Genomic DNA, 25,345 nt, shown 5'->3' with positions numbered 1-25,345 from the left:
CGTGCGGTAGTCGATAACGAGACCGGTCTGTACCCAGTCCGTGCCTACGCTCACAGATCAGGATCTTCTACTGCAAAAAGATCTACTTCGTGTGATTTCGGTCATCCGAAGGTCGCCTCACGCCCTAGAAAGCCCAGGTGTACGGCTAAGTCCGCTTTGCCGATAAGGTCGCTTTCCGGAAGACACGCTGGCAGAAACCCCAATTGCAGCAGCGCTTACCGGCTGAAGTCGTAGACTTATGAGTGTTACGAGCGCAACTATCGTATGCAAACAGGTACTAAAGCTTTGACTTTTGTTTGATCAATAAGCGTAAGTGTTGGGGAATGCGCGTCATCACCTTTGAAGAGCCAGGCCGTGTCCGCGTCAGCCTGGAGTCGCCCGCCGACCTGGTGCCGGGCACCGTACGAGTCCGTACGATCTATTCCGGCGTCTCGGCAGGCACCGAGCTCACCGCCTATCGCGGCACAAATCCATATCTCAACCGGCACTGGGACACCGAGCGCCGGCTCTTCGTCGACGGCCAGACGCACGCCTATCCGCTGACCGGCTGGGGCTACCAGGAGGTCGGCGAGGTGGTCGAGGCCGCGCCCGACGTCGCGGATCCCCCTGTCGGCAGCATCGTGTGGGGCATCTGGGGCCACCGCGCCGAGGCCGTCGTCCCGGCGGAGAAGCTCGTCGGCCACGTGATGCCGCCCGGCGCCGACCCGCTGACCGGGGTGTTCGCCCGTGTGGGCGCCATCGCGCTCAACGCCGTACACGCCGCCGACGTGCATCTGGGCGACCAGATCGCGATCTTCGGCCAGGGCGTCATCGGGCTGCTGGCCACCCGCCTGGCCGTGCTGAGCGGCGCCAGGGTGCTCGCGGCCGACGCCATTCCCGACCGGCTGGAGCTGGCCAGGAAGTTCGGCGCGGCCGAGGTGATCGACGTGCGCTCGGGCTCCGTGGCCGAGTACACGCGCAAGCGCATCGAGGGCGCCGACACCGTCATCGAGCTGAGCGGCACCCACCAGGGCCTGCACGAGGCCATCAGGACCGTGCGCAAGGGCGGCCGGGTCGTCGCCGCCGGGTTCTACCAGGGCGACGGCGTCGGGCTGCGGCTGGGCGAGGAGTTCCACCACAACCAGGTCCAGCTCGTCTCCTCCCAGATCGGCGGCGTGGCCTCGTGGCTGGCGCACCGGTGGGACGTCGAGCGCCTGCAGCGCACGTTCATGGCTCTCGTGCACGAGGGCCAGGTCGAGGTCGGCGAGCTGATCAGCCACGTCGTCCCCGTCGAGAGGGCCGCGGAGGCCTTCGACCTGATCGACAAGCACCAGTCCGAGGTGCTCCAGCTCGTCTTCACCTTCGAGGAGTGACAGTGAAGCTCGCCGTACAGGAGCAGCTTCTGCCCGGCCGCACGTTGCAGGAGAAGTTCGCGTTCGCGGTCGATGCCGGGTTCGACGCGATCGAGCTGCGCGGCAAGGGCGATTTCCACTTCGCGGGCCGCCTGACCGAGCTCAAGCGGGCCAAGGCCGACGGCGTCGTCATGCCGACGGTCTGCGTGGACATGCCGCACTTCATCGGCGACTTCGACCCGGCCAAGCGCAAGGACGCCATCCAGCAGCTCAGGTCGCAGCTCTCGGTGATCGGTGAGCTGGGCGGCATCGGCGTCATGACGCCCGCCTCCTGGGGGCAGTTCTCGCGCCGGCTGCCGCCGTTCGAGCCGCCGCGCAGCCCCGAGGAGGACCGCGAGGTGCTGACCGAGGCGCTGGGCGTGCTCGGCGAGCACGCGCAGCGCAACGGCGTGCTGATCATGCTGGAGCCGCTCAACCGGTACGAGAACCACATGGTCAACACGCTGGCCGAGGCCGTCTCGTACTGCTCCATGGACTCGATCAGGGTCGTCGGCGACACGTACCACATGAACATCGAGGAGGACGACCCCTGCCGCTCCCTGGCCGAGGCCGCCCCTTACCTCGCCCACATGCAGATCAGCGAGTCCAACAGGAACCAGCCCGGCACCGGCCACCTCGACTGGGGCGCGCAGCTGGCCACGCTGGACGCCGTCGGCTACGACGGCTACCTCGCCCTGGAGTGCCGTCTGCGGGGCGAGCCCGAGATCGTCCTTCCCCAGACCGCAGCCTTCGTCAGGAAATACCTATGATCCTTCGCGACGCCGTGCGTGTCCTGGTGGCGAACTGGGACGGCAGCTACACGGTTCCCTCCCGTCGGCTGTACCCGCATCAGTGGAGCTGGGACTCGGCCTTCATCGCGATCGGAAACGCGCAGTGGTCGCCGCGAAGGGCCAGGGTGGAGCTGCTCTCCCTGTTCGGCGCGCAGTGGCGCGACGGCAGGGTGCCGCACATCGTGTTCAACCCGGAGGTGCCGGAGGGCGCCTACTTCCCCGGGCCGGAGTTCTGGGAGTCACGTGCTCCCTCCGGCTGCGCGACCTCCGGCATCATCCAGCCGCCGGTCCACGCGCTGGCCGCGTGGAAGACGCACCTGGCCGAGCCGGACACCGCGTTCCTGCGCCGGATCTACCCGAGGCTCGTGGCGCAGCAGGAGTTCCTGCGCGCGGCCAGGCGTTCGCCTGAGGGGCTGATCTCGATCGTGCACCCCTGGGAGTCGGGCATGGACAACAGCCCGGCCTGGGACCTGCCGCTGCAGGCCGTGCGGCGCGCCACCACGGGCTTCGTCCGCAGGGACCTCGCCACCGTCAGCGCCGACGAGCGGCCCACCGACCGCGACTACGAGCGCTACGTCTCGCTCGCCCGCGCCTACCGCGACTCCGGCTACCGCAGTCCTGGGGAGTTCCAGGTCGAGTGCCCGCTGTTCAACACGGCGTACGGGGTGGCGGAGGCGACGCTGGCCAAGATCGCGGACGTGCTCGGCCTCGACCCCGAGCCGCACGAGCGCGAGGCGGCCGCGATGACCGCCGCCATGGTCGAGCACCTCTTCGACGGCGCCCTCTTCCAGGCCCGCGACGTGCGCACCGGCGAGCTGATCCGCTCGAGCAGCACTGCCGGGCTGACCCCGCTCATGCTCCCCGGCCTGCCCGGCGAGGTCGCCGACGCGCTGATCGCGACCGCGCTCGACCGGTTCGCGCTCAAGGACGGGGCGCTGCCCAGCTACTCGCCGGCGGCGCCCGAGTTCAACTCCGCCCGCTACTGGCGGGGCCCGAGCTGGATCAACCTCACCTGGCTCGTCTGGCAGGGGCTGAAGGAGCGCCGCCCCGACCTGGCCGGCCTGGTCGGCGACGGGATGATCAACGCGGTCTCGCACGCCGGTTTCCGGGAGTACTTCGACCCGTTCGCGCTGGACGGCCATGGTTGCCGCGACTTCAGCTGGTCAGCCGCCCTCATCCTCGACGTGGTCGCAGAGCACGGCCTGAACGGTCTGGCGGCGTCCGGAGGCGAGCTCGGAAAGGAACTGGGGGGCCTCGGCGAAGCCGACGAGGTCAGTGATCACGTGCTCGCGTAGCCGCGGGCCGTGCCGCCTGAGCAGGGCGATCGTCTCGTGCGAGAGCCGCTCCCTGTCCCAGGCGTGGGACAGGCCGCGCGGCACCCGGCCGATCTGGGCGCAGCGCACCGTCAGCCCGTTGTGGTGGAACTCCTCGCCCAGGCGCACCTCATCCGCGCCCTGCGTGTAGAAGGCGAGGTCCACAAGGGTGCCCTGGGGCCGGAGCAGCCTGAGCCCGAGCGCCAGCGCTCGGGGCTGGCCGCGGCACTGGAACACCAGGTCGGCGCCCCGGTCGTCGCGGCCGTGGCGCCAGCGGCGCTTCAGGTCCACCGCCGGATCGTGGTCGGCGGTCAGGACGTTCGCGCCGAGCGCCTCGGCGACCGCCAGCCTGGCCGGGGTCTCGTCCACGACCACGACCTCGGCCGCGTCGCAGGACATGGCGAAGCAGGCCGTCAGCAGTCCGACCACGCCGGCGCCCACGACCGCGACCCGCCGCCCGCGCACGCCGTCGCCCAGCTGCTGCACGGCCGGGCCGTGCAGGTCGTGGGCGGCGTGCAGGAGGCCGTTGGCGCAGATCGGGCCCATGTGCGCGACGTAGACGCCGAGTATCGGGTCGAGGTCGTCCGGCAGCGCCACGAACCTGTCGTTCATCGGGTCCGCCACGTACGCCGTGCGGTGCCCGTAGCACATGGCGACCAGCGCGCCCTCGCTCACCGCCCGCGTACGCGTCTCCACCACCAGGCCGACCTGCATGTAGCCGATGCCGCGCACGGGATAGCTCACCGACGGCGCGCCCTCCGTGAACAGCCCGAGCGCCGGGTCCCAGCTCGAGGACAGGTACGGGTTGGTGCCCTTCACATAGGTCAGTTCGGTGCCGGCCGATACCCCGCTGTGGGTGGTCGCCACCATGAACCCGCCCTCGGGGATCTCGGGCAGCTTCTCCTGCACCAGGCAGACTTCACCGGGCGCTTCGATACTTAGGACGTCAGTCACCGAGCACCACCGGCCTCCGTTCCGCCGCGGACCGGGCGAGCGCCAGCGCCAGGCGGTGCGTCCGCAGAGCCTCACCGTACGGCACGCGCACGTCGGCGTCTTTACCCTGCACGGCGTTGATGAACTCCCGGTCCACCCGCGTCTTCGCCAGGCCGTCGTCCTCGATCACCCGTTCGCCGTCCACGAGCAGCCGGGTTTCGCTGAGCTCCAGCGCGAGGCCCTCGGCGCACACCTCCAGCCCCACCCGGTGCTTCTGGGAGAGCAGACAGGAGGTGGCCAGCAGACCGGCTGCCCCGTCGGCGAAGCGCAGGACCGCCGCCGTCGCCCGGTCCACCTCGCCGTCGCTCTTGTTGTCGGCCGGTACGGCGTGCACCATCGTCACCTCGCCCACCAGGACCCGTGCCAGGTCCAGTACGTGGACCGCCTGCTCCACGATCTGGCCGCCGGACATGGCCGGGTCCAGCCACCAGGCGACCGGGGGCACCTTGTCCAGCCAGTGGCCCAGGGCGAGCCGTACCGGGCGCTCGGCGAGCAGATCGCGGGCCTGCTGGACGATGTCCAGATAGCGCCAGTGATGGCCGACCGCGGAGGGCAAACATCTCCGCTCGATTTCGGACGCGATGATTTCTGCGGTTTGGAGGTCGAGAGAAAGGGGTTTTTCCACAAAAATCGGCAGATTGCACGACAGAACATCGTGTTCCGGGTTACCGTGCGCAAAAGGAGGCACACACACGTAGACGGCGTCAAGACCGCCGGCACTGAGCAGGTCGGCATGGCCGCCATAGGCGGTTGCGCCATGCCTTGAGGCCAGAGCCTCGGCCCTGTGGGGATCTGTGTCGGCGATCCCAGCGATCGTGACATCGGGGAAGTCGGACAGTACATCGGCGTGGCGAGCGGCGACATTTCCGGCACCTATGATGCCGACGCGAGTCATTGGGGACACAATCCGGCATATGCCACGTCTACTCGCGGCCAAACAAAGAGGTTCGAAGGCGTATAGATCGGGCAGAAGTCGTGACCTCATGAGATCGGGGCTGATGCATGGAGACAGATCTGCGAGCCTTGGCCAGGGTCCAGGAATGGTACGGCCCGCACTCGAGCAGAGCAGCCGAGTGGCCGGTCGAAGCCTTAATTCTGGCCAAGGGATCCACGACGGTAAGCGTCGTACTCCCCGCGCGTGACGAGGAGCGTACCGTGGGCGACATCGTCCGCGTGATCCGTCGCGAACTCGTCGAGCGCCTGCCGCTCGTCGACGAGATCCTGGTCGTCGACTCCAACTCCACCGACGCCACCGCCGAGCGGGCCCGCGAGGCGGGCGCCCGCGTGGTGGCACAGAACCAGGTGCTCTCACATCTGCCGCCACTGACCGGCAAGGGCGAGGCGCTGTGGAAGGGGCTGGCCGCCTCCAGCGGCGACATCGTCGTGTTCGTGGACGCGGACCTGCGCGACTTCCCCGCGCACTTCGTGTCCGGCCTGGTGGGGCCGCTGCTGGTGAACGGCGACACCCACTTCGTCAAGGCGGCGTACGAGCGGCCGTTCACGGGCGACGACGGGGTCGTGCGCCGCGGCGCGGGCGGGCGCGTGACGGAGCTGGTGGCCAGGCCGCTGCTCAACATGTTCTGGCCGGAGCTGGCCGGGTTCGCCCAGCCGCTCGGCGGCGAGTACGCCGCCCGGCGCGAGGTGCTGGAACAGGTCCCGTTCGTCACCGAGTACGGCGTGGAGTTCGGGCTCCTCGTCGACCTGCTCCAGCTCGTCGGGCTGGACGGGATGGCCCAGGTGGACCTGGGCACGCGTACGCACACGCACCAGTCGATGGCCGCCCTCGGCCGGATGGCTGGGCAGATCATGCTCACCGCCTGGTCCCGCCTGGAGCGGCAGGGCCGGGTGCAGCCGGACGACCCTCCCGCGCAGACGATGCTGCAGTTCGGGCTCGACGGGGTCGACCTGGTGGACATGGCCGTGGCGGAGCGACCTCCGCTCGCCTCTCTCGTACTTGAGGAGGATGTGGCATGAAAGTCCTGGTGAACGCGGGGCCGTGGCTCTCGGTCCCGCCCCCTGGCTATGGGGGGATCGAGAACGTGGTGGCCACGCTGGTGCCCGCGCTGCGCGAGCGCGGCGTGCGCGTCGTCCTGGCCTCCGTCGGGTCCAGCACGCTCGAAGTGGACGAGCTGATCAGCGTCTTCGACGACGGCCAGTTCACGGAGCTGCAGAAGCCGTACAACCAGGTCATGGGGATCGCGCACGCGCACCAGGCCAGGGTGGTGGCCGAGCTGCGCGCCCGCGACGACATCGACCTCGTGCACGACCACGTGGAGGTCGTCGGGCCGGCGGTGTTGTCCGCGCTCGGCGGGCCGCCCGTCCTGCACACCCTTCACTGGGACCTGCACAAGCATCCGGCCTTCTACGGCGCGTTCCCGCCGGGGATCGCGGTGAACGGCGTCTCGGAGTCGCAGGTCGCCCGCGCCCCCGACGCCCTGCGCGCGGCCTCGCTCGGCGCCGTCTACCTGGCCAGCCCGCTCGCCGACCGTGACCTGCGGGTCGACCGGGGCGAGCACCTGGTGGTCATGGGCCGGATCTGCACGCTCAAGGGCCAGCACGTGGCGGCCAGGATCTGCCAGAAGCTCGGCCTGCCGCTGGTGCTCGCGGGGCCGGTCAGCGGCCGGAACACCCCCGCCGAGCTGGACGTCGTCGTCCAGAACCCGTACCACCCGCTGCACAGCCACCCGGACGTCCGCTACCACCTCGACCAGGTGTCCCGCTACCTCGACGGGAAGCTGGTCAGGTGGGTCGGCGCGGTGGGCGGCCAGGACAGGGACCAGCTCTACGCCTCGGCCAGGGCCGCGCTCTTCCCGATCCAGTGGGACGAGCCCGGCGGCACGGCCGTCGTCGAGGCGCTCGCGCTCGGAGTGCCTCCGGTCGGCCTGCGCCGCGGCTGCCTGCCCGAGATCATCGATCACGGCCGCACCGGGTTCCTGGCCGACTCCGAGGAGGAGCTGGCGGAGTGGGTGTTGCGGGTGGACGAGCTGGACCCCGAGGAGTGCCGCAGGGAGGCCCGCCGCCGCTTCTCGCCAGCCGTCATGGCGGAGCGCTACCTGGAGCTGTACGAGCTCGTCGCGGCCCGCTGACGGCGCACCGAGGGGTCAGGCGAAGCCGCGGGGAAGCACGATGACCGGGCAGGGCGAGGCCCGTAGTGCCTTCATGGCCAGCTCGCCCAGGAACACCCGGTGTGGTTGCGCGTCCTCGCTCGCCGCGCAGACCAGCAGCTCACCCGGGAGCCACTCGACGTCGGCCAGCGCGGTGGCCACGTCGTGCCCCTCCGCCACCTCCGACTCCGCCTCGATCCCCGTGGTCTCCCACGCCAGCCGCACGGCCAGGGCGAGGTCGTCCCGCAGCTTGCCCTGGTCCTCCGTGCGCAGGTCGAGAGTGATCAGCCGGAGCGGGATCCCGAGCCGCAGTGCCGCCTGCGCGACGCGTTCGACCGCCTCGTCGCACTGCGGCCGGTGCACGTAGGCCAGGGTGAAGCGCCCCGGCCCGTCGACGGGGACGTACTGGGCGGGCACCAGCATGACCGCCTCCGACGACAGGTGGAGCAGGTGGTCGGCGGTGGCGCCGATCGCGATGCGGCCGTGCTGGCCGCCTTCCTCCGAGCCGACCACGATCAGGTCCGCCCTGATCCGGCTGGCCAGCACCGACAGCCCGCGCCCCGTGCCCCTGCTCTCGTACGAGAGGTACTCGGCGGGGACCGTCCCCAGCTCCTCGGCCGCGTGCGCCAGGTTGGCCTGCGCCTCCACCGCGAGCCCCGGGCTGCCCGGCGGGTAGATCGTGGCCACCGTGAGCTCGCCGCCCGTGACACGCGTGATCGCCGCGCCGAGGGCCAGCGCGTCCCGCCCGCCCTGGTCGGTGGTGTAGCCGACGATCACGTGCTCTCCGATCACGAATGCCCTCCTACCCGCTCTGAGCTGGGAATACGCGGCCTTGATCGGAACGTTGTAAACCTGTGGAGGCGTAAAGAAGTGAAGATCACCCTTGACACCCGCTTCAACTTCAACGGGTCCCATGTGGTCACGCTCCGTGAGGCGGTTCAGCAGCTCAGAGAGCGCGATCTGGCCTGCACGGTGGCCGCGGAAACCGTGGAGCGGAAGGTCGTCGTCTTCTCCGACTGCGTGGAGCGCGGGTTCACGCCGCTCCGCAGCGAGATCATGGCCGCCTACTACGCCGCCTCCCGCGAGGCCACCGCCGAGGCGTTCGAGCAGGGCCTCATCACCAGAGGCGAGCTGGAGGCCCAGCAGGCAGCGCTCGCCCGGCAGTTCCTTTCCTAGACTTATCCCCGATATTTCGGCCTAATGGTCGAGGCATCTGACGGCGGGAGTCCGTAAGGTCGTGTCCACTCCTCATTAACGGATTGGACATACGTGTACCGCGACATCGTCGACTTCGCCATGACCACGCCCGAGTGGCTGCACACGCTCGCAGAAGTCGGGACGGACGCCGGATTATTCCTGTTCGTGGCGCTGTTCGCGGTCGCCGCCTTCCGGGCGTGGCGGGGTCCGGCACGCGATCTGGCGCTGGTGATCGCGGGTCCGGCCGGCGTGGTGTTCGCGTACGTCGTGAGCGAGGTCCTCAAGACCATCGTCAGGGAGGACCGGCCGTGCCGGGGCGGGATCACGACGCTCGCCACCTGCCCGCCCACCGACGACTGGTCCTTCCCCAGCAACCACTCGGTGATCGCGGCCGGCGCCGCGGCCACGCTCGTGCTGGTCTGGCGCGCCCTCGCCTGGGTGGTGCTGCCGCTGGCCGCGGTCATGGCGTTCTCGCGGGTCTTCGTGGGCGTGCACTATCCGCACGACGTGGCCGCGGGCTTCCTCATCGGGCTGACGCTGGCGCCGTTGTTCGCGCTGCTGGTGGTGGGGGCCGTCACACCTGCCGTACGGCTCGCGAGAACCCGTCTGTCGCCTCGATGAGCCGGTCCGTGATGCCCGGCTCGGTGAAGGCGTGCCCGGCGTCGTCGACGACCTTGAAGTCCGCCTCCGGCCACGCCTTGTGCAGGTCCCAGGCGGTGGCCATGGGCGTGCAGGCGTCGTAGCGGCCCTGGACGATCACGGCGGGGATGTGCCGGATCTTGTGTACGTCCCTGAGGAGCTGGTCGGGCTCGAACCAGCCGTTGTGGTGGAAGTAGTGGTTCTCGATGCGGGCGAAGCAGACGGCGTGTCTGTCCTCGCCGTACTCCTCGACCCGGTCCGGGTCGGGCAGCAGCGAGATCGTGCCCCCCTCCCACTGCGTCCACGCCTTGGCCGCGGCCAGCCTGGCGCCTTCGTCCCGCCCCTCGAGCCGCCTGCGGAAGGCGGCCATGAGATCGCCGCGCTCTTCGGCCGGAATGGGCGCCACATAGGACTCCCACAGGTCGGGGAACAGGTAGGAGGCGCCCTCCTGGTAGAACCAGCGCAGCTCATGGGGCCGCAGCATGAAGATCCCCCGCAGGACCAGCTCGGTCGTGCGGTCGGGATGCGTCTGGGCGTACGCGAGCGCCAGCGCGCTTCCCCACGAGCCGCCGAACACCTGCCACCGGTCGATGCCGAGGTGCTCGCGCAGCTTCTCCATGTCGGCCACCAGGTGCCAGGTGGTGTTGGCGGTGAGGTCGGTGGCCGGGTCGCTGGCGTGGGGCCGGCTGCGGCCGCAGTTTCGCTGGTCGAACAGGACGATCCGGTACCGCTCCGGGTCCCACTGGCGCCGGTGCTTGGCCGTGCACCCGCCGCCGGGGCCGCCGTGCAGCATCACGGCGGGCTTGCCGGCGGGATTGCCGCAGACCTCCCAGTAGATCTGGTTGCCGTCGCCCACATCCAGCAGGCCCGACTCGTACGGTTCGATGGGCGGGTACAGCGTTCTCATGGTCCCCGATCCTGCCTCATTTGCCGGTCCGTAGGATGCTCGCATGAAGCTCGTGACCATTGACGACATCCGCGCCGCGGCCGACCGAATCAAGGGAGTGGCGGTGCGGACGCCGCTCGTGCGGATGGGCGAGTCATGGGTGAAGCCGGAGAGCCTGCAACCCATCGGGGCCTTCAAGATCCGGGGCGCCTACAACGCCGTGGCGTCGTTGCGGCCCGACGGCGTGGTCACCCACTCCTCCGGCAACCACGGGCAGGCCCTGGCCTACGCGGCCAAGGAGTTCGGGGTGCCCTGTGTGGTGGTCGTGCCCGAGGGGGCGCCCAAGGTGAAGCTGGCGGCCATCGAAGGATGGGGCGCCGAGACGATGATCGTGCCGCCGGAGGAGCGGGAGATCGTCGCCGGCAAGCTGGCGCGGGAGCGGGGGCTGACGCTGGTGCCGCCCTACGACCATCCGATGGTGATCGCGGGGCAGGGGACCGTCGGGCTGGAGATCGTCGAGGACCTGCCCGACGTCGAGGTGGTGCTCGTGCCGGTGGGCGGGGGCGGGCTGGCCTCCGGGGTCGGCACGGCGATCAAGGCGCTGCGGCCCGAGGCCAAGGTGATCGGGGTCGAGCCGGAGCTGGCCGCCGACGCCGCGGAGAGCCTGGCCGCCGGGCACCCGGTGGAGTGGGGGTCGGCCCGGACGTTCAGGACGATCGCCGACGGGCTGCGGACAGGGCTGTCCGAGCTGACCTACGCGCACCTCAGCCGGCGGCTCGACGGGATCGTCACCGTGTCGGAGGACGAGATCAAGGCCGCCATGGGCCACCTGGCGCGGTCGGCGCGGCTCGTGGCCGAGCCCAGCGGGGCGGTCACCACGGCGGCGCTCCTGTCCGGCCGGGTGCCGGCCGGGCGCACGGTGGTCGTGCTGTCCGGGGGGAACGTCGATCCCGAGCTGCTCAGGCAGGTGATCTAGCTCCACTCGTGGCGGCTCAGGAACGAGCGGTCGCCCGTGGCGTACTCGTTGAAGGCCGCCTGCACCTCCTCCAGCTCGGGCACCATGGTCCTGATCAGGGTGCCCTCCTTGTACTCCAGCTCGTAGCCGGGGGAGACCTGCAGGAAGTGGCGTCCGAAGTTCACCAGGGCCACGAAGGGGTTCTGCGCCGACAACGTGACCAGCACGTCGTGGACGAGGCCGAGGTCCGGGTCGTTGACGACCATGCCGTCGCCCGTGTGGAGCTGCATGCCCTCGTACACGCCGAGCGGCGCCACGTTGTGCACCAGGTCGCGCTGCGGGTCGTAGCAGACCAGCCCGTGCGCCCGCGCGACCGTGAAGACCTGGGCGGACGTCTCGTCCATCGTGTCCAGGTCCATCGACACGAGCACGTGGCCCGGATAGAGCGTGACCTCCCCGGGCAGCTCCTTGGCGACGTCGGGAACGTCCCCGTCCACGGGGGACGTGCGCTTCACCGCCAGATAGGTGGCGCGGGCCTGGTCCCGGCTGATCGGCACCGGCTCGTCCCACACCATCAACTCAACGCTCATCGGTCCATCTTGTCGGACCGGCACCCCGCCCGCGCACCACTGCGCCCAAGTGCCGGAAACCGGCATCGCATCATCTTGGCAAACCTATCTACCTGGGCTTCTCCGAATCCGGCACCAGCTCGGCCGTGCAGGCGGCGCACCGCCGGGCTTCTGCGGGGATGTCGGTGAGGCATTCGGGGCACTGCTTGGTCACGGCCTTGTTGTCCAGGTGGTTGAGGAAGTCGCCGCCACGGCGAGCTCGACGATGTTGCCGCGTAATAAGAAGCTTTTGAAGCCGCTCATGGCCCAGCACGTAGCCAGGATCGGCGGCGGCAAACCATGCTGGGGAGCGTGGGCCGCCTCCGACACCGCGCCGTCCGGGGCGGCTCACCCTGTTCAGCTGGAGTAACGACGTGGCGACGGTGGAAGGAACAAAGCGGCTTGTCGGGTCGAGCGGGGGAACGGAACATGGGGAGAGACACCGCAAGGGAGCCTCGATGATCGAGATCTGGCCGGGTGACCCCTATCCCCTCGGGGCGACCTATGACGGCGCGGGCACGAACTTCTCGCTTTACACCGAGGTCGCGGACGCGGTCGAGCTGTGCCTGTTCGACGAGGACAACGTCGAGTCGAGGGTGCCGCTCACGGAGGTCGACGGGTTCATCTGGCACGGCTACCTGCCGGGGATCGGGCCGGGCCAGCGGTACGGCTACCGGATCCACGGGCCCTACGACCCGGCCGGCGGCCTGCGGTGCAACGCGAGCAAGCTGCTGCTCGACCCGTACGCCATGGCCATCGAGGGCGGCGTGACCTGGAACGAGGCGGTCTACGGCTACCGGTTCGGCCAGCCCGACACGCGCAACGACATGGACTCGGCCCCGTACGTGCCGCGCTCCATCGTGATCAACCCGTTCTTCGGCTGGGGGCACGACCGGCCGCCCGCGACGCCGTACCACGACACCGTGATCTATGAGGCCCACGTGCGGGGCCTGACGATCAGCCATCCCAAGATCCCCAAGCACCTGCGCGGCACGTACGCGGCGCTCGGCCACCCCGAGATCCTCGACCACCTCACCAAGCTCGGGGTGACGGCGCTGGAGCTCATGCCGGTGCACCAGTTCGTCACCGACCACATCCTGGAGCAGCGCGGGCTGTCCAACTACTGGGGCTACAACTCGATCGGGTTCTTCGCGCCGCACAACCGCTACTCCAGCCAGGGGCAGCGCGGCGGGCAGGTGCTCGAGTTCAAGGCCATGGTCAGGGCGCTGCACGAGGCCGGCATCGAGGTGATCCTCGACGTGGTCTACAACCACACCGCCGAGGGCAACCACCTCGGGCCGACGCTGGGGTTCAGGGGGATCGACAACCTCAACTACTACCGGCTGCTCGAGAACGACAAGCGGTACTACGTGGACACCACGGGCACCGGCAACAGCCTGCTCATGCGCTCGCCGCACGTCCTGCAGATGATCATGGACTCGCTCCGCTACTGGGTCATCGAGATGCACGTCGACGGGTTCCGCTTCGACCTGGCCTCGACCCTGGCCAGGGAGCTGCACGAGGTCGACCGGCTGAGCTCGTTCTTCGACCTGGTGCAGCAGGACCCCGTGCTGTCGCAGGTCAAGCTGATCGCCGAGCCGTGGGACGTGGGGCCGGGCGGATACCAGGTCGGGAACTTCCCGTCCCGGTGGACGGAGTGGAACGGGCGCTACCGCGACACGATCCGCGACCTGTGGCGCGGGCAGGCGGCCACGCTGCCGGAGTTCGGCTCCAGGTTCACCGGGTCGAGCGACCTCTACCAGGACGACAGCCGCCGCCCCGCCGCCTCGATCAACTTCGTCACCTGCCACGACGGCTTCACCCTGCAGGACCTCGTGTCGTACAACGTCAAGCACAACGAGGCGAACAAAGAGGGCAACCGCGACGGCACCGACGACAACAGGTCCTGGAACTGCGGCGAGGAGGGCCCGGCGGGCGACGCGGTGGAGTCGCTGCGCGAGCAGCAGAAACGCAACTTCCTCACCACGCTCTTCCTGTCGCAGGGCGTGCCGATGCTCTCGCACGGCGACGAGCTGGGCCGCACGCAGAAGGGCAACAACAACGGCTACTGCCAGGACAACGAGCTGACCTGGGTCGACTGGTCCGACGTCCGGGAGAACTGGCTGCTGCTGGAGTTCACCCAGAGCCTGGCCGCGCTGCGCAAGAAACATCCGGTCTTCCGCCGCAGGCGCTTCTTCTACGGCAAGCCGGTACGCGGCCTGAACGACATCGCGTGGCTCACCCCGTCCGGGGAGGAGATGACCGACAGCGACTGGACCGTCGGATACGCCAAGTCGCTGGCCGTGTTCCTCAACGGCGACGCCATCACCGAGCCGGACCGCCGCGGCCGCCCGATCAGGGACGACTCGTTCCTGCTGCTGTTCAACGCCCACTACGACACCATCAAGTTCACGATCCCCAAGGATTACGGCGAGATGTGGCAGACCGAGATCGACACCGCCATGCCGATCAAACTCGACGCGCGGACGTGCCGCGGCGGCGAGGCCATCGCGGTGCCCGGGCGGAGCGTGCAGGTGCTGCGCCGTGTCTAGGCCCTCCTCCACCTACCGGGTCCAGCTGACCCCCGACTTCGGCTTCGCCCAGGTGGCCGAGATCGCCGGCTACCTGCGCGACCTCGGCGCCAGCCACGTCTACCTGTCGCCGATCCTGCAGTCCACGCCCGAGTCGCGGCACGGCTACGACGTCACCGACCACTTCAGGATCAGGGAGGAGTTCGGCGGGGCGACGGGGTTCAGGGAGATGGCGCAGCAACTCGCCGCGCACGACCTCGGCATCGTGGTGGACATCGTGCCGAACCACATGAACACGGTCAACGCGCAGTTCTGGTCGGTCCTCAAGGACGGGGCCGCCTCGCCGTACGCGAACTGGTTCGACATCGACTGGGCCGAGGGGAAGGTGGCCCTGCCCGTGCTCTGGGACGACACGGAGCCGTACGTGGACGGCGACGTGCTGCGTTACCACGAGCACGCCTACCCCTATCCCGGCCACTACCGGCTGGCCGACTGGCGCGAGGGGCCCGGTTACCGGCGCTTCTTCGACGTGTCGTCGTTAATCGGGCTGCGGGTCGAGGATCCGTCCGTGCTGTTCGCCACGCACGAGGTGATCTTCTGGCTGCTCGACGAGGGGTTGGTGGACGGCCTGCGCGTCGATCACCCCGACGGGCTGGCCGACCCACGGGGCTACCTCGAACGGCTGCGGGCCAGGGCGGGCGAGACCTGGACCGTGGTCGAGAAGATCCTCATCGGGCCTGAGCGGTTGCCGGGTGACTGGGCCTGCGACGGCACCACCGGCTACGACGTGCTCAACCGCGTCAACGGCCTCTTCGTGGATCCGGCCGGGAAGCCTCCCCTTGTCCAGCTTTTTGCGGACATGACCGGGCAACCTTCCGAGTACCGGCCCGTGATGGCGCAGGCCAAGCGGGAGGTGCTCGACCTGTTCTTCGGCGCCGAGGTCGCGCGCCTCGCCGACGCCGCCTGCCAGGACCCCGCCGCCGTGCGCGAGTTGCTCGCCGCGATGCCGGTCTATCGCGCGTACGTGGTGCCGGGCGAGCCGCCGCCGCCCGAGTCCGTCGAGATCGTCGAGCTGGCCGCCGAGGCCTGCTCGCCCGCCGTGCTGCCGCTCGCCCGCGAGGTCCTGTACGGCTCCGCCGAGGCGATCGTGCGTTTCCAGCAGGCGTGCGGCCCGGTCATGGCCAAGGGCGTGGAGGACACGGCGCTCTACCGGTGGTATCCGCTGGCGTGCCTCAACGAGGTGGGCGGGGAGCCGGACGCGTTCGGGGTGTCGGTGGAGGAGTTCCACGACTTCTGCGCGGAGATGCGGCCGTACACGATGACCACGCTGTCCACGCACGACACGAAGCGTTCGGAGGACGTGCGCGCCCGGCTGTCGGTGTTGCCGGAGATGCCCGAGGAGTGGGCCGCCGCGGTGTCGTCGTGGTCGTCCTCGGTGCGCTTCGATCCCCATCTCGACTACCTGGCCTGGCAGAACCTCATGGCGGCCTGGCCGATCTCGGTCGAGCGGTTCACCGACTACCTGCTCAAGGCGGCACGGGAGGCCAAGACCGCCATTTCCTGGATAAATCCGGATCCGTCCTATGAGCGAGGCCTGCGGGAGTTCGCGGAGGCGGCCGTGCGGCTGCCGGTGGGTGAGTTCGCCGCGCGTATCGAGCCCTTCGCGATGTCGAACTCGCTCGGAGCCAAGCTCGTGCAGCTCATGATGCCCGGAGTGCCCGATGTGTACCAAGGCAATGAGACCACCGACTTCTCGCTGGTCGATCCCGACAACCGGCGGCCCGTGACGTACCCCCGTAAACCGGAGAGCTCGTGGGACGCCGCCAAACTGCTGGTGACGACGCAGGCGCTGCGGCTGCGGCGGCGCCTCGCAGGCGCGGCGCCGTACCTGCCGCTGTGGGCGGACGGGCCCTCCGCGGAACACGCGATCGCCTTCGCCCGGGGCGACCGGCTCGACCGGCCGCAGGCCGTCGCGGTCGCCACCCGGCTCCCGGTGCGCCTTGCCCGGTCGGGATGGGGCTCCACGTCTCTGACGCTTCCCGCCGGGACCTGGCGTGACCTGCTCACCGGCGGCCTCCACACGGGGCGGATCCCGCTCGCGCACCTGCTCGGTCAGTATCCGGTCGCACTCCTGGAGAGACATGATCTTTGAGGTCTGGGCACCGAAGGCCACAGTCGTCGAACTGTCCGCCGGGGACGTCCGCCACGCGATGTCGCCGGGGGCGGGGGGCTGGTGGTCGGTCGAGGTGGCGGGGGCCTCGCACGGCACGCGGTACGCGTACCTGGTGGACGGCGACGGGCCGTACCCGGATCCCCGGTCACGGCGGCAGCCGGAGGGGATCTTCGGGCCCAGCGCGGTGTACGACCACGCTCGCTTCACCTGGTCCGACTACGACTGGAAGGGCTGTGACCTGCGGGGGGCCGTGATCTACGAGCTGCACGTGGGGACGTTCACGCCGGAAGGGACGTTCTCGGCGGCCATCGAGAAGCTGCCGCACCTCGTGGAGCTCGGTGTCGACTTCGTGGAGGTCATGCCGGTCGCGCCCGTGCCCGGGGGGCGTAACTGGGGGTACGACGGCGTGGATCTGTACGCGGTGAACGAGACGTACGGGGGGCCTGACGGGCTCAAGTCGTTCGTGGACGCGTGCCATCGGGCCGGGATCGGGGTCATCCTGGACGTCGTCTACAACCATCTCGGGCCGTCGGGGAACTTCCTGCATCCATTCGGCCCCTATTTTTCCGGATTTAAGGGCAGTTATTGGGGCGATGCGGTCAATCTGGACGGGCCGGACTCCGACGAGGTGCGGCGGTACTTCGTCGGCAACGCCGTTCAGTGGCTGCGCGACTACCACATCGACGGTCTGCGACTGGACGCCGTGCACGCGCTGCACGACCGCCGCGCCGGGCACCTGCTGGCGGAGCTGTCGGCGGAGATCGACGCGCTGGCCTGCTCGGTCGGCCGCCCCCTGTCGCTGATCGCCGAGTCCGACCTGAACGACCCGCGCATGGTGCGCTCCCTCGACGCCGGTGGCCTGGGCATGACCGCTCAGTGGGACGACGACGTACACCATGCCCTGCACTGCGCGGTGAGCGAAGAGTCGCACGGCTACTACTCGGACTTCGCCTCGCTGCCGGCGCTGGCCAAGGTGCTGACCTCGGGCGTGTTGCACGACGGGAGCTATTCGACCTTCCGCGGCCGCAGCCACGGCCGCTCGTTCGCGGGCGTGCCCGGGCACCGGCTGGTGGCCTGCGTCCAGAACCACGACCAGATCGGCAACCGGCCCAAGGGCGATCGGCTGTCTGTCACCGCGCTCAAGCTGGGGGCGGGCCTGCTGCTGAGCTCGCCGTTCACGCCGATGCTCTTCATGGGGGAGGAGTGGGGGGCGCGTACGCCGTTCCTGTTCTTCTCCGATCACGTGGAGCCCGCGCTCCGCGACAGCGAGGGCGCGCGGAGGGAGCGCGAGTTCGAGGGGTTCGGGTACGCGTGGGACGCGCCCGACCCCTCGGACGAGGAGACGTTCCTGCGGTCGAAACTGGACTGGAGCGAGGCCAAGGAGGAGGCGCACTGGTCGCTGCTGTGCTGGTACCGCGACCTGATCGCGCTGCGCAAGGCGCTGCCCGAGCTGTCGGATCCGCGGCTGGACCGGGTCCGGGTGGAGGTGGATCCGCTGGAGAAGTGGCTGCTGATGTGGCGGGGCTCGGTGGCCGTGGCCGTGAACTTCGCGCAGGAGTCGGTCACGGTGCCGGTGTCGCCGGGGACGGTGCTGCTGGCGTCGGACGACCCGGTGGTGGCGGACGGTGCGAAGCTGCGCCTCCCGGCCCAGTCCATGGCCATCTTGCACCCTGCCCTCCCCTGAGGGGCCATTGGAGAGCCGTTGTCCACAGGCAGGATCGCACCTCGGGGCACCGTCCACAGAACCCCGCTCCACTCCACCCCAGCGATGCCCGATCTCCGATGATCCTGAGTGCCTCACCGACTTCTCTTCGGCGCATGGAGTTGCACTCAGCTATGAAGATCATCCTCCCTTTGCCCGGCACGCTCACGTCCCTCTTCATCGTGGCCATGGAGCAGTTGCTGTTCGATGTGGAGTCGTTCGTGCCCTGGCGCGTCAGCGGCCCGTACAGGAGAGCCGCGATCAGCGCCATGGGCAGCGGAGCCCTGGCGGTGACCCATCACCGGACCCCGTGGAAACCGACCGCGGTCAACCTCACAGACGACCAAAGACGACGCCTACGACGCACCGGACAACACGTGGTGGTCTCCACGACCGCGCCCCCGCACAAGCTCCCTGCCGGCGTCCAGGCCGCGAGGGCGGCCGCCCGCGCCCTGGCCCGCGAATGCGACGGCCTGCTGCTCGACCCTCTGACGGGCGCCACCATCCTCACGTGCGGCAGATGTGCGGGCGAGCCCACGGACTTCCGCCTCAACGACGACTGGCTGTCCTGGGACGTCCAGGTTCACGACGCCGCGACCTGCCCACCCTGGGACCCGGCGGACACGGGCGTGTGTGACTGCCTCCGCGTCACGTCCCGGGGCCTGCGCCGCTTCGCCCTCCCGGAGATCACCCTCGACGGCGCCGCCTGCGCCCACAACCTCTGCGCGACCAACCTCCTGCGCGCAGTGGCCCATCGCCTGGTCACAGACCACCTGGCCTATCTCGCCGCCCACCCGGAGGCCACCGAACGCGAGATCGACGACTTCCTCCGCATCCACCCCTCGGACCAGCCGGACGGCGGCCTGCCGTTCGGCGTTCAGCTGACGCCGTACGACGCGGATCTGGGCGAACTCGGCCGCACGGGCACCATCCGGCGCCTGAGGATCGGCCCGCCTCCGGGCACAGGTCAGATCACCTGCCTCAAGGTCGGCCCGCCTTCGGGTTTCCCCGGCTCCCTGAACGACTGGCTGTGCGCCACCCAGACAACCGTCCACCCCCCTCTCACGCTGATCGGCTGCCACCCCGCAACCCCGCCACGGACCCCTGCTGTCGCAGCCTGACGCCGACGTAGGGAAAGTGTCCTTTCGAGGGCTTGCCCGCACTGGGGCGGTGTCTCATCGGACGCCCCTCCGCGCCGCACGCATGCCGGCTCAGCCGTGGCCATTGCTTGAGCGGCCGTTGGGCGTCGGCGAGCCGGCGTGGGTGCTGGTGGCTGCGGCGTACCGCCGGTGTTGGGCGGGTCGCTGGTCGTCGACGTCGTCTCGTTCGGGCGGAAGGTGCTGCAACGGATGGGGCAGGTGAGACAGCTATGTCGTGATTTGTTGAGAAAAATGCCTGATTGTCCTGAACCAAAATGGGGCGTTTGTCCGTCCAAGTGACGTGATCCCGTTTGAGATGATCGACGAAGATCTGCATACGGCCCGCCAGCGGGCCCACAGGTGGGAGCTGCTGCACGAGCGTCGCGCGGTCACGGCCAGTCTGATGCGCGAGGCCCAGCAGGAGCTCGATGCGGCCGAGGTGTGGGGTCAGGAGCAGGTGGCCCTCGGGGAGGCGAGGCTGGGGGCGTACCGGATCGTGCTCGAGGAGGTGGATCAGGAGCTGGCCGAAGTGGGGCCGGCACGGGATCTCTACCAGGAGCTGCTGGCACGTGAGGAGCGGCGGCTGGCCCTGTCGGCCGATCCCCGGGGTGCTGAGCTGCTGGAGATCGGGCGGTTACTGGCCGAGCTGGACGTTGAGCTGCCTGCCTGGGAGTGTGCCAGGGCGGCCGGGTTCGCGGTCCTGCGCGGTGAGGGGGCGATGAGCGAGTTCGTCCGGAAGGTGGCGGCGCTCGGCATCGGGATGGAGGCCGGCGTGGAGGGGATGAGCGCCGTCCATGACCTGGTCGAACGGCTGGGGGAGCGTTGCCGCGAGCTGGAGCGGCTACGTGACCAGCTGCGGGCTCGCCGCGAGGAAGTGCTTCTCGGCTGTGCCGGGCGCTGAGTCTGGGGGTCAGGTCACGTTCGTATCCGGTTGCGGCCGGGTGGAGATGCTGTGGCGAGCCCGGAACCGGAGGCCGGCGGGCGAGCCGGAGCGAGCCCGGCACCGGAGGCGGAAGCGGTGCCGGGCCGTTCCCGTGGTGGGGTCGTCAACGGCTGAGGACCTGCCTCAGGACGTGCTCCAGGGTCGCTGCCGGGTCCGCGACGGGGCCGGCGGAGCGCCAGGCCACATAGCCGTCCGGCCGGACCAGTACGGCGCCGCCCCCGCTGACTCCGTACCGCTCCCGGAAGCGCTTCTCCACGTCCATCAGCTCCTCATCCACCACCACCCGCGTGAGCTGGATCCCCAGCCGTTCCTTGATCCCGCGCCCGGCGTCCATCCAGAACTGGCCCCCCTCCCTGTCGGCCAGCAGCACGAAACCGGAGCCGAACAGGTCGATGGTCGAGATGCGCTGTCCCTCCCAGTCGAGGGCCACGTGCGGGGCGCGGCTGCCGGGGCGTCCATTCGGTAAGCGGGGGTCCTCCAGGATCGAGCCGTCGTCGCCGGGTTCGTCCAGGATCGCCGTCGAGTGATAGCGGAATCCGATGATGGCGCCCAGAGGGTCCTCGAGGGGTTCCGGGTAACCGGCGCGGGCCGCGGGAGGCATGCGCACGCCGAGGTTGGCGAGCTGGGCGTCGGCTGTCAGGGTGCTGATCGGGCGGCGTTCGGCGTCGTACGTGTCGAGGAAGGCGGGCCCAGCCTGGCCCGTGACGACCAGCCAGAGACGCCAGGCGAGGTCGCAGCCGTCCTGGAGTGCCGTGCTGCCGCCCTGCCCGCCGGTGGGCGGCATGGTGTGGGCTGCGTCCCCGGCGAAGAAGACCCGGCCCACGCGGTATGTGTCGGCCAGCACATGCGCCATGGCGAACGACGTCTTGTCCAGCACCCGGACGTTCAGATCCGGCCGGCCGGTCGCGATCCGTACCAGGTCTGTGCAGCGTTCCTCGGTGAAGTCCGCCTCGCTCTCGCCCTCGGAGCAGTTGACGCCCAGCACGTGCGCTCCCACCCCGGTGCCGGTCACGATCACGCCGGTGAAGACGTCGTTCTGCAGGTACCAGAGCGTGACCTCGCGCTCGCGCACCAGCCCGGTCAGGTCGGCGTCGAACATGATCGAGCACATTTGGCCCAGCTCGCCCTTGCCTGAAACGGGCACGTTGAGGCGGCCGCGAAGCGGGCTCCGGTACCCGTCGGCGGCCACCACGTAGTCGGCCCGCACGAGGTGGTCCCCGCTCTCGTCGCGGATGACCGCCGTCACGCCGTCGTCCTGCTCCAGCGAGACCAGCTCGGTTGAGAACCGCAGGTCGGCGCCCAGTTCCTCGGCCTTGAACCGCAGCAGCCGCTCGATCTCGGCCTGCGGCGCCCCCACCTGCGCGACGGGCGTGATGTCGGCCAGGAAGGCCAGGTCCGCACGCTCGTCATTCATGATCATGTGGGGATTCGGGTCGGCGAGGCTCTTGGCGATGGCGATGCGCATGCTCTCGCCGATGCCCGCCCAGATTTCGCTGAGCTCCTGCTCTACGCCGGGTACCGGACGCAGCAGCTCGACGGCTCGCGGGCCGACGCCGAACGCCTTCGGCTGGACCGAGGTGCTCGGATGCTTCTCCACCAGCATGACGGGTACGTCGCGCCATGCCAGGAGCATCGCCGTGCTCAGACCCGCGTACCCACCGCCCACCACGAGGACGGGGACCCGCTCTTGTTCCATGCTTCTCCACCTCCAGGAACGCGTAGTATCGCGTTTGCGGCCGAGCGACACGATATGTCGCGTCTGGAGGTCCGGTCAAGACATATCTCGATTTGGGGTAGGGGATGGGGATGCGAACCGGTTCGGAGGGTGTGGCGCGGGCTGGGCTGAGCTGGGCTGGTGTCCGACGGACGGCTCATCGTGGGTGCCCAGGGCGGCGCATCGTGGGTGCCCAAGTGGTGACGATCGCACACCGAAGCGGCACCTCGGGGCCGGAAAGGGAGGTGCGGTCCGCGTCTATGGGCGGATGAACGGCTCCTGGACGACGATCAACCCCGGAGCCAGGGGCGTGGAGGTCAGGAGGAGAGGTGGCGTTCCAGGGACTCGAGCTTGCTGGTCATCCCGTCTGTGACCCCTTCACGGACGTCGGCCTTGAGCACCAGGCTCACCCGGGGTGCGACCTCCGCCACCGCGTCCACCGCCCGCTTGACGACGTCCATGACCTCGTCCCACTCGCCCTCGATCGTGGTGAACATCGCGTCCGTCCGGTTGGGCAGCCCGCTGTCGCGGACCACCTTGACGGCGCGGGCGACGGGCTCGGCGACCCCTTCGCCGACGCCCAGCGGGGTGATGGAGAATGCGACGATCACTGCTGCCCCCTTGCGGTCTGCCGGAGGGTATCGATCTTAGCGAGGTCCCGAGTCGGCGCGGCACGCGGAACGACCCCGACGCGCCGGCGAAAGGCCCCGTGCACCCGCCGTGACGAAGCCTCGCGAAAGCCACGACGTTTTCGAACGCCGTGGCCGCCGCGGTACATCACGCGTGGTCGTGCTCGTCTTCCTCTTCCTCGCTCGGCCCCTCCGACGGCTCCACCCCGAGCACGGCCTCGCGCGGCTCGATCTCGGTGATGTGGTCGACGAGCTGCAGCACGTGGTCGGGCTCGATCAGCCACTGCAGCGCCGAGGCGCCGGTCTCGTCGGAGGCGACCAGCTCGGCCTGCTCGGTGCGCTCCTCTTCGGTGAGATCGGCGTCGGGGTGCCTGATCTCGGCCAGCGCCGCCGCCTGCAGCGCGTCAACGTCGAGCACCTCGACGGTCAGCTCGACCGTGAGGCGCAGGAACTTCGGTTCATCACTCATGGCGACGACTTTAGGGCAGCTTCCACTCGACAGGGGTGGCGCCCTGCTGAATGAGCAGCTCATTGGCCCGGCTGAACGGGCGCGAGCCGAAGAAGCCGCTGCGGGCCGAGAGCGGAGAGGGGTGGGCGGACTCGATGCGGGGGACGTCGCCCAGCATGGGCGCCAGGTTGCGTGCGTCGCGGCCCCAGAGGATGGCGACCATCGGCTTGTTGCGGGCCACGAGCGCGTGGATGGCCTGCTCGGTGACCTGCTCCCAGCCCTTCCCCCGGTGCGAGGCGGGCTTGCCGGGCATCACGGTGAGGACCCTGTTGAGCAGCAGGACGCCCTGCTCGGCCCATGGCGTCAGGTCGCCGTTGGCGGGGCGGGGGAGGCCGAGGTCGGTCTCCATCTCCTTGTAGATGTTGACCAGGCTGCCCGGCAGCGGCCGCACCTCGGGGGCCACCGAGAACGACAGGCCGACCGGGTGACCGGGTGTGGGGTAGGGGTCCTGGCCCACGATCAGCACCTTGACCTCGTCGAAGGGCTGGTTGAAAGCGCGCAGCACGTGCGCGCCCGCGGGCAGGTACTGCCTGCCTTCGGCGATTTCCTTACGCAGGAACTCGCCCATCTGGGAGATCTGCTCGCCGACAGGCTCAAGGGCGTGGGCCCATCCGGCTTCGACGACTTCGTTCAAGGGACGACCGGCCATGGCCGTTGAGCTTATCTAGGTCTGGTACGGCTTGCTGCCGAAACATCGGCTCAAGCCGTACCAGAATGATCACAGCGAGGGCTTGCCCGGTTTGAAGAGCCAGGCGTCGAAGAGGGCGTCGAGCTGCTTGCCGGACACCCGCTCCGACAGGGCGATGAAGGCGGCCGTGTCGGCATTGCCGTACTTGTGGTCAGCGGCCCACGTGCGCAGGATCGTGAAGAAGGCGTCGTCTCCCACCGTGCGGCGCAGGACGTGCAGCGTCATCGCGCCGCGGTCGTAGACCGGGTCGTGGAAGAGGTTGGCCGGGCCGCCCGGGTCGGCAGGGGGCGTCTGCCAGAACTCGTCGTCGGCCGCCCGCGCGTAGGCCGTGTCGAACGAGCTCTGCAGGGGGCGGGTGCCCTGCTTGTCCGCCCAGAGCCACTGCGCGTACGTGGCGAAGCCCTCGTTGAGCCAGATGTCGCGCCAGCGCGTCGGCGTCACAGAGTCGCCGAACCACTGGTGCGCCAGCTCGTGGGCGAGCAACGACTCGCTCGGCACGCGGGGGTAGACGGGGCGCGTCTGGGTCTCCAGGGCGTAGCCGACCTCCGGCGCGTGGTCGGCGATCCCGCCGGTGGAAGAGAACGGGTACGGGCCGAAGAGCGAGCTGAAGTAGTCGAGCACGGGAGCGTGCCGTTCGGCGAAGCCCTGGGCGCCGTCGGCGAGCTTGGGGTCCACGGCGGTGATCACACGGTAGCGGCCGACCCGGGTGTCGGAGAGCTGGAATTTCCCGATCGACACCGTGGCCAGGTAACTCGCCATCGGCTCGCGGGAGTCCCAGATGTAGGTGGTGCGCTCGCCCTTCGACTCCTTCGCCACCAGATCGCCATTGGCGACGGCCACCCGGGTGCTGGGCACGGTCACGGCGAACCGGTAGGTGGCCTTGTCTGTCATGTGGTGGTTGCCGGGGTACCAGGTCATCGCGCCCTGAGGCTCGTTGGCGTTGAACACGCCGTCACTCGTCCGGATCCATCCGTCCCGGGAACCGTCCGGGTCGACGACGTGCGCGGGCCTGCCGTCGTACCGGACTTCGACGGAGAAATCCCGTCCGGAGGACATCGCGGCGGTGATCACCAGCTCCGAGCCGCTCTGGGAGAACGTGGCGGCCCGGCCGTCAACCGTCACGGAGCGCACCGAGAGCGTGCTGACGAGGTCCAGGTCGAAACGGCTCAGCGCCTGCGTGGCGCGCGCCGAGATCCGCGCCACCCCGGCCAGGCGGTTGGAGCTCGGGTCGTAGTCGAGCGTGAGGTCGTAGTGTCCGGCGTCGTAGCCGCCGTTCCCCTGCTCGGGGAAATAGGGGTCCCCCGCGCCCGGTGCGCCGGGCTGGGCGTCGTGCGCGAGGGCCGGCGCGAGGGGGAGGGTGATGAAGGCTGCTGCGGCGAGGGCGAGAAGACGCTTCATGAAGGACCATCTAAACCGCGCCAGCCGGCGTTACGGGTGCCCGCCACGCCGACGGGCGGGCACC

The 25,345-nt window shown here is 69.6% G+C and carries 23 protein-coding genes and 1 pseudogene; 13 read left to right on the top strand and 11 right to left on the bottom strand.

Translation table 11 applies throughout. From position 1 onward, the window contains the following. Positions 1 to 323 precede the first annotated feature (323 nt). From ABN273_RS20660 to ABN273_RS59515, 3 genes and pseudogenes are all read left to right on the top strand, one after another. Complete coding sequence (locus tag ABN273_RS20660; RefSeq protein WP_349450559.1) at positions 324 to 1,352, top strand: zinc-dependent alcohol dehydrogenase; 1,029 nt, start codon at positions 324 to 326, stop codon at positions 1,350 to 1,352. Continuing rightward, positions 1,349 to 2,140 (top strand): sugar phosphate isomerase/epimerase family protein, encoded by a 792-nt coding sequence (locus ABN273_RS20655; protein WP_349450558.1) that lies wholly within the window; start codon positions 1,349 to 1,351, stop codon positions 2,138 to 2,140. The genes ABN273_RS20660 and ABN273_RS20655 overlap by 4 nt, the downstream gene beginning before the upstream one ends. Further along, a pseudogene (locus tag ABN273_RS59515) lies at positions 2,137 to 3,315 on the top strand (MGH1-like glycoside hydrolase domain-containing protein); the annotation flags it as partial. The gene ABN273_RS20655 and the pseudogene ABN273_RS59515, both read left to right, overlap by 4 nt. A 9-nt stretch (positions 3,316 to 3,324) precedes the next feature. Here ABN273_RS59515 and ABN273_RS20650 read toward each other — a convergent pair. Together ABN273_RS20650 and ABN273_RS59510 are read right to left on the bottom strand one after the other, a co-directional pair. Continuing rightward, the gene (locus tag ABN273_RS20650; protein WP_349450557.1) at positions 3,325 to 4,428 is read right to left on the bottom strand and encodes a zinc-binding dehydrogenase; all 1,104 of its coding nucleotides are present in this window, start codon (positions 4,426 to 4,428) and stop codon (positions 3,325 to 3,327) included. Beyond that, the gene (locus ABN273_RS59510; RefSeq protein ID WP_502911088.1) at positions 4,421 to 5,362 is read right to left on the bottom strand and encodes a Gfo/Idh/MocA family protein; all 942 of its coding nucleotides are present in this window, start codon (positions 5,360 to 5,362) and stop codon (positions 4,421 to 4,423) included. The genes ABN273_RS20650 and ABN273_RS59510 overlap by 8 nt, the downstream gene beginning before the upstream one ends. 107 nt (positions 5,363 to 5,469) lie before the next feature. Between ABN273_RS59510 and ABN273_RS20640 the strand changes: the two genes are divergently transcribed. After that, entirely contained in the window at positions 5,470 to 6,441 is a 972-nt protein-coding gene (locus tag ABN273_RS20640) for a glucosyl-3-phosphoglycerate synthase (protein WP_349450555.1), read from the top strand. After that, complete coding sequence (locus tag ABN273_RS20635) at positions 6,438 to 7,553, top strand: glycosyltransferase (RefSeq protein WP_349450554.1); 1,116 nt, start codon at positions 6,438 to 6,440, stop codon at positions 7,551 to 7,553. Before ABN273_RS20640 ends, ABN273_RS20635 begins: the two co-directional genes overlap by 4 nt. 15 nt (positions 7,554 to 7,568) lie before the next feature. On the opposite strand, the gene ABN273_RS20630 is transcribed toward ABN273_RS20635, so the two are convergent. Further along, positions 7,569 to 8,363 carry a universal stress protein gene (locus ABN273_RS20630; protein ID WP_349450553.1) on the bottom strand — a complete coding sequence of 265 codons (795 nt, stop codon included), beginning with the start codon at positions 8,361 to 8,363 and terminating at the stop codon, positions 7,569 to 7,571. A gap of 78 nt (positions 8,364 to 8,441) precedes the next feature. Here ABN273_RS20630 and ABN273_RS20625 point away from each other — a divergent pair, with 78 nt between their 5' ends. Beyond that, positions 8,442 to 8,747, top strand: coding sequence for a hypothetical protein (locus ABN273_RS20625; RefSeq protein ID WP_349450552.1), 306 nt, complete (start codon positions 8,442 to 8,444; stop codon positions 8,745 to 8,747). Between the two features lie 93 nt (positions 8,748 to 8,840). Then, positions 8,841 to 9,389, top strand: coding sequence for a phosphatase PAP2 family protein (locus ABN273_RS20620; RefSeq protein WP_349450551.1), 549 nt, complete (start codon positions 8,841 to 8,843; stop codon positions 9,387 to 9,389). On the opposite strand, the gene pip is transcribed toward ABN273_RS20620, so the two are convergent. Further along, on the bottom strand, positions 9,343 to 10,314 hold the full coding sequence (pip, locus tag ABN273_RS20615) for a prolyl aminopeptidase (RefSeq protein WP_349450550.1): 972 nt from the start codon (positions 10,312 to 10,314) through the stop codon (positions 9,343 to 9,345). The genes ABN273_RS20620 and pip overlap by 47 nt on opposite strands. A gap of 43 nt (positions 10,315 to 10,357) precedes the next feature. Between pip and ABN273_RS20610 the strand changes: the two genes are divergently transcribed. Further along, positions 10,358 to 11,269, top strand: a complete 912-nt coding sequence (locus ABN273_RS20610; RefSeq protein WP_349450549.1) for a threonine ammonia-lyase — start codon at positions 10,358 to 10,360, stop codon at positions 11,267 to 11,269. Here ABN273_RS20610 and ABN273_RS20605 read toward each other — a convergent pair. Both ABN273_RS20605 and ABN273_RS20600 read right to left on the bottom strand, forming a co-directional pair. Further along, the gene (locus ABN273_RS20605; protein WP_349450548.1) at positions 11,266 to 11,838 is read right to left on the bottom strand and encodes a hypothetical protein; all 573 of its coding nucleotides are present in this window, start codon (positions 11,836 to 11,838) and stop codon (positions 11,266 to 11,268) included. The genes ABN273_RS20610 and ABN273_RS20605 overlap by 4 nt on opposite strands. 88 nt (positions 11,839 to 11,926) lie before the next feature. Beyond that, the gene (locus ABN273_RS20600) at positions 11,927 to 12,130 is read right to left on the bottom strand and encodes a hypothetical protein (RefSeq protein ID WP_349450547.1); all 204 of its coding nucleotides are present in this window, start codon (positions 12,128 to 12,130) and stop codon (positions 11,927 to 11,929) included. 184 nt (positions 12,131 to 12,314) lie between these two features. Between ABN273_RS20600 and glgX the strand changes: the two genes are divergently transcribed. The 5 genes from glgX to ABN273_RS20575 all read left to right on the top strand — a co-directional run bounded on the left by glgX (position 12,315) and on the right by ABN273_RS20575 (position 20,302). Next, positions 12,315 to 14,408 carry a glycogen debranching protein GlgX gene (gene glgX, locus ABN273_RS20595; protein WP_349450546.1) on the top strand — a complete coding sequence of 698 codons (2,094 nt, stop codon included), beginning with the start codon at positions 12,315 to 12,317 and terminating at the stop codon, positions 14,406 to 14,408. Beyond that, positions 14,401 to 16,539: a malto-oligosyltrehalose synthase gene (gene treY, locus ABN273_RS20590; protein WP_349450545.1), complete on the top strand. Its 2,139-nt coding sequence runs from the start codon at positions 14,401 to 14,403 to the stop codon at positions 16,537 to 16,539. The genes glgX and treY overlap by 8 nt, the downstream gene beginning before the upstream one ends. Then, positions 16,529 to 18,244: a malto-oligosyltrehalose trehalohydrolase gene (gene treZ / locus ABN273_RS20585; protein WP_349450544.1), complete on the top strand. Its 1,716-nt coding sequence runs from the start codon at positions 16,529 to 16,531 to the stop codon at positions 18,242 to 18,244. The genes treY and treZ overlap by 11 nt, the downstream gene beginning before the upstream one ends. Before the next feature lie 152 nt (positions 18,245 to 18,396). Beyond that, on the top strand, positions 18,397 to 19,383 hold the full coding sequence (locus tag ABN273_RS20580; RefSeq protein WP_349450543.1) for a hypothetical protein: 987 nt from the start codon (positions 18,397 to 18,399) through the stop codon (positions 19,381 to 19,383). A 334-nt stretch (positions 19,384 to 19,717) separates the two neighbouring features. Continuing rightward, positions 19,718 to 20,302, top strand: coding sequence for a hypothetical protein (locus ABN273_RS20575; protein WP_349450542.1), 585 nt, complete (start codon positions 19,718 to 19,720; stop codon positions 20,300 to 20,302). 145 nt (positions 20,303 to 20,447) lie between these two features. Here ABN273_RS20575 and ABN273_RS20570 read toward each other — a convergent pair whose 3' ends face one another. From ABN273_RS20570 to ABN273_RS20550, 5 genes are all read right to left on the bottom strand, one after another. Continuing rightward, positions 20,448 to 22,040, bottom strand: coding sequence for an FAD-dependent monooxygenase (locus tag ABN273_RS20570; RefSeq protein WP_349450541.1), 1,593 nt, complete (start codon positions 22,038 to 22,040; stop codon positions 20,448 to 20,450). Between the two features lie 335 nt (positions 22,041 to 22,375). Continuing rightward, entirely contained in the window at positions 22,376 to 22,669 is a 294-nt protein-coding gene (locus ABN273_RS20565) for an MTH1187 family thiamine-binding protein (RefSeq protein WP_349450540.1), read from the bottom strand. 166 nt (positions 22,670 to 22,835) lie between these two features. Next, the gene (locus tag ABN273_RS20560; protein WP_349450539.1) at positions 22,836 to 23,156 is read right to left on the bottom strand and encodes a hypothetical protein; all 321 of its coding nucleotides are present in this window, start codon (positions 23,154 to 23,156) and stop codon (positions 22,836 to 22,838) included. A gap of 10 nt (positions 23,157 to 23,166) precedes the next feature. Further along, on the bottom strand, positions 23,167 to 23,844 hold the full coding sequence (locus ABN273_RS20555; protein WP_349450538.1) for a uracil-DNA glycosylase: 678 nt from the start codon (positions 23,842 to 23,844) through the stop codon (positions 23,167 to 23,169). 69 nt (positions 23,845 to 23,913) lie between these two features. Further along, the gene (locus ABN273_RS20550; RefSeq protein ID WP_349450537.1) at positions 23,914 to 25,281 is read right to left on the bottom strand and encodes a M1 family metallopeptidase; all 1,368 of its coding nucleotides are present in this window, start codon (positions 25,279 to 25,281) and stop codon (positions 23,914 to 23,916) included. Between the last annotated feature and the right edge of the window lie 64 nt (positions 25,282 to 25,345).

The sequence above is a fragment of the Nonomuraea sp. B19D2 genome (genome assembly GCF_040137845.1).
Lineage (GTDB): Bacteria > Actinomycetota > Actinomycetes > Streptosporangiales > Streptosporangiaceae > Nonomuraea.
Note: the sequence above shows the minus strand (reverse complement) of the source record. Positions and strands in the feature narration are given on the sequence as shown.

Excerpts from the sequence above, each read along its gene's own strand:
- treZ (WP_349450544.1), top strand. The coding sequence starts at position 16,529 with ATGATCTTTGAGGTCTGGGCACCGAAGGCCACAGTCGTCGAACTGTCC.
- ABN273_RS20570 (WP_349450541.1), bottom strand. The coding sequence starts at position 22,040 with ATGGAACAAGAGCGGGTCCCCGTCCTCGTGGTGGGCGGTGGGTACGCG.
- ABN273_RS20575 (WP_349450542.1), top strand. The coding sequence starts at position 19,718 with ATGATCGACGAAGATCTGCATACGGCCCGCCAGCGGGCCCACAGGTGG.
- ABN273_RS20580 (WP_349450543.1), top strand. The coding sequence starts at position 18,397 with ATGAAGATCATCCTCCCTTTGCCCGGCACGCTCACGTCCCTCTTCATC.
- ABN273_RS20555 (WP_349450538.1), bottom strand. The coding sequence starts at position 23,844 with ATGGCCGGTCGTCCCTTGAACGAAGTCGTCGAAGCCGGATGGGCCCAC.
- glgX (WP_349450546.1), top strand. The coding sequence starts at position 12,315 with ATGATCGAGATCTGGCCGGGTGACCCCTATCCCCTCGGGGCGACCTAT.
- ABN273_RS59510 (WP_502911088.1), bottom strand. The coding sequence starts at position 5,362 with ATGACTCGCGTCGGCATCATAGGTGCCGGAAATGTCGCCGCTCGCCAC.
- ABN273_RS20640 (WP_349450555.1), top strand. The coding sequence starts at position 5,470 with ATGGAGACAGATCTGCGAGCCTTGGCCAGGGTCCAGGAATGGTACGGC.
- ABN273_RS20610 (WP_349450549.1), top strand. The coding sequence starts at position 10,358 with ATGAAGCTCGTGACCATTGACGACATCCGCGCCGCGGCCGACCGAATC.
- pip (WP_349450550.1), bottom strand. The coding sequence starts at position 10,314 with ATGAGAACGCTGTACCCGCCCATCGAACCGTACGAGTCGGGCCTGCTG.
- ABN273_RS20560 (WP_349450539.1), bottom strand. The coding sequence starts at position 23,156 with ATGAGTGATGAACCGAAGTTCCTGCGCCTCACGGTCGAGCTGACCGTC.
- ABN273_RS20660 (WP_349450559.1), top strand. The coding sequence starts at position 324 with ATGCGCGTCATCACCTTTGAAGAGCCAGGCCGTGTCCGCGTCAGCCTG.
- ABN273_RS20635 (WP_349450554.1), top strand. The coding sequence starts at position 6,438 with ATGAAAGTCCTGGTGAACGCGGGGCCGTGGCTCTCGGTCCCGCCCCCT.
- ABN273_RS20605 (WP_349450548.1), bottom strand. The coding sequence starts at position 11,838 with ATGAGCGTTGAGTTGATGGTGTGGGACGAGCCGGTGCCGATCAGCCGG.
- ABN273_RS20550 (WP_349450537.1), bottom strand. The coding sequence starts at position 25,281 with ATGAAGCGTCTTCTCGCCCTCGCCGCAGCAGCCTTCATCACCCTCCCC.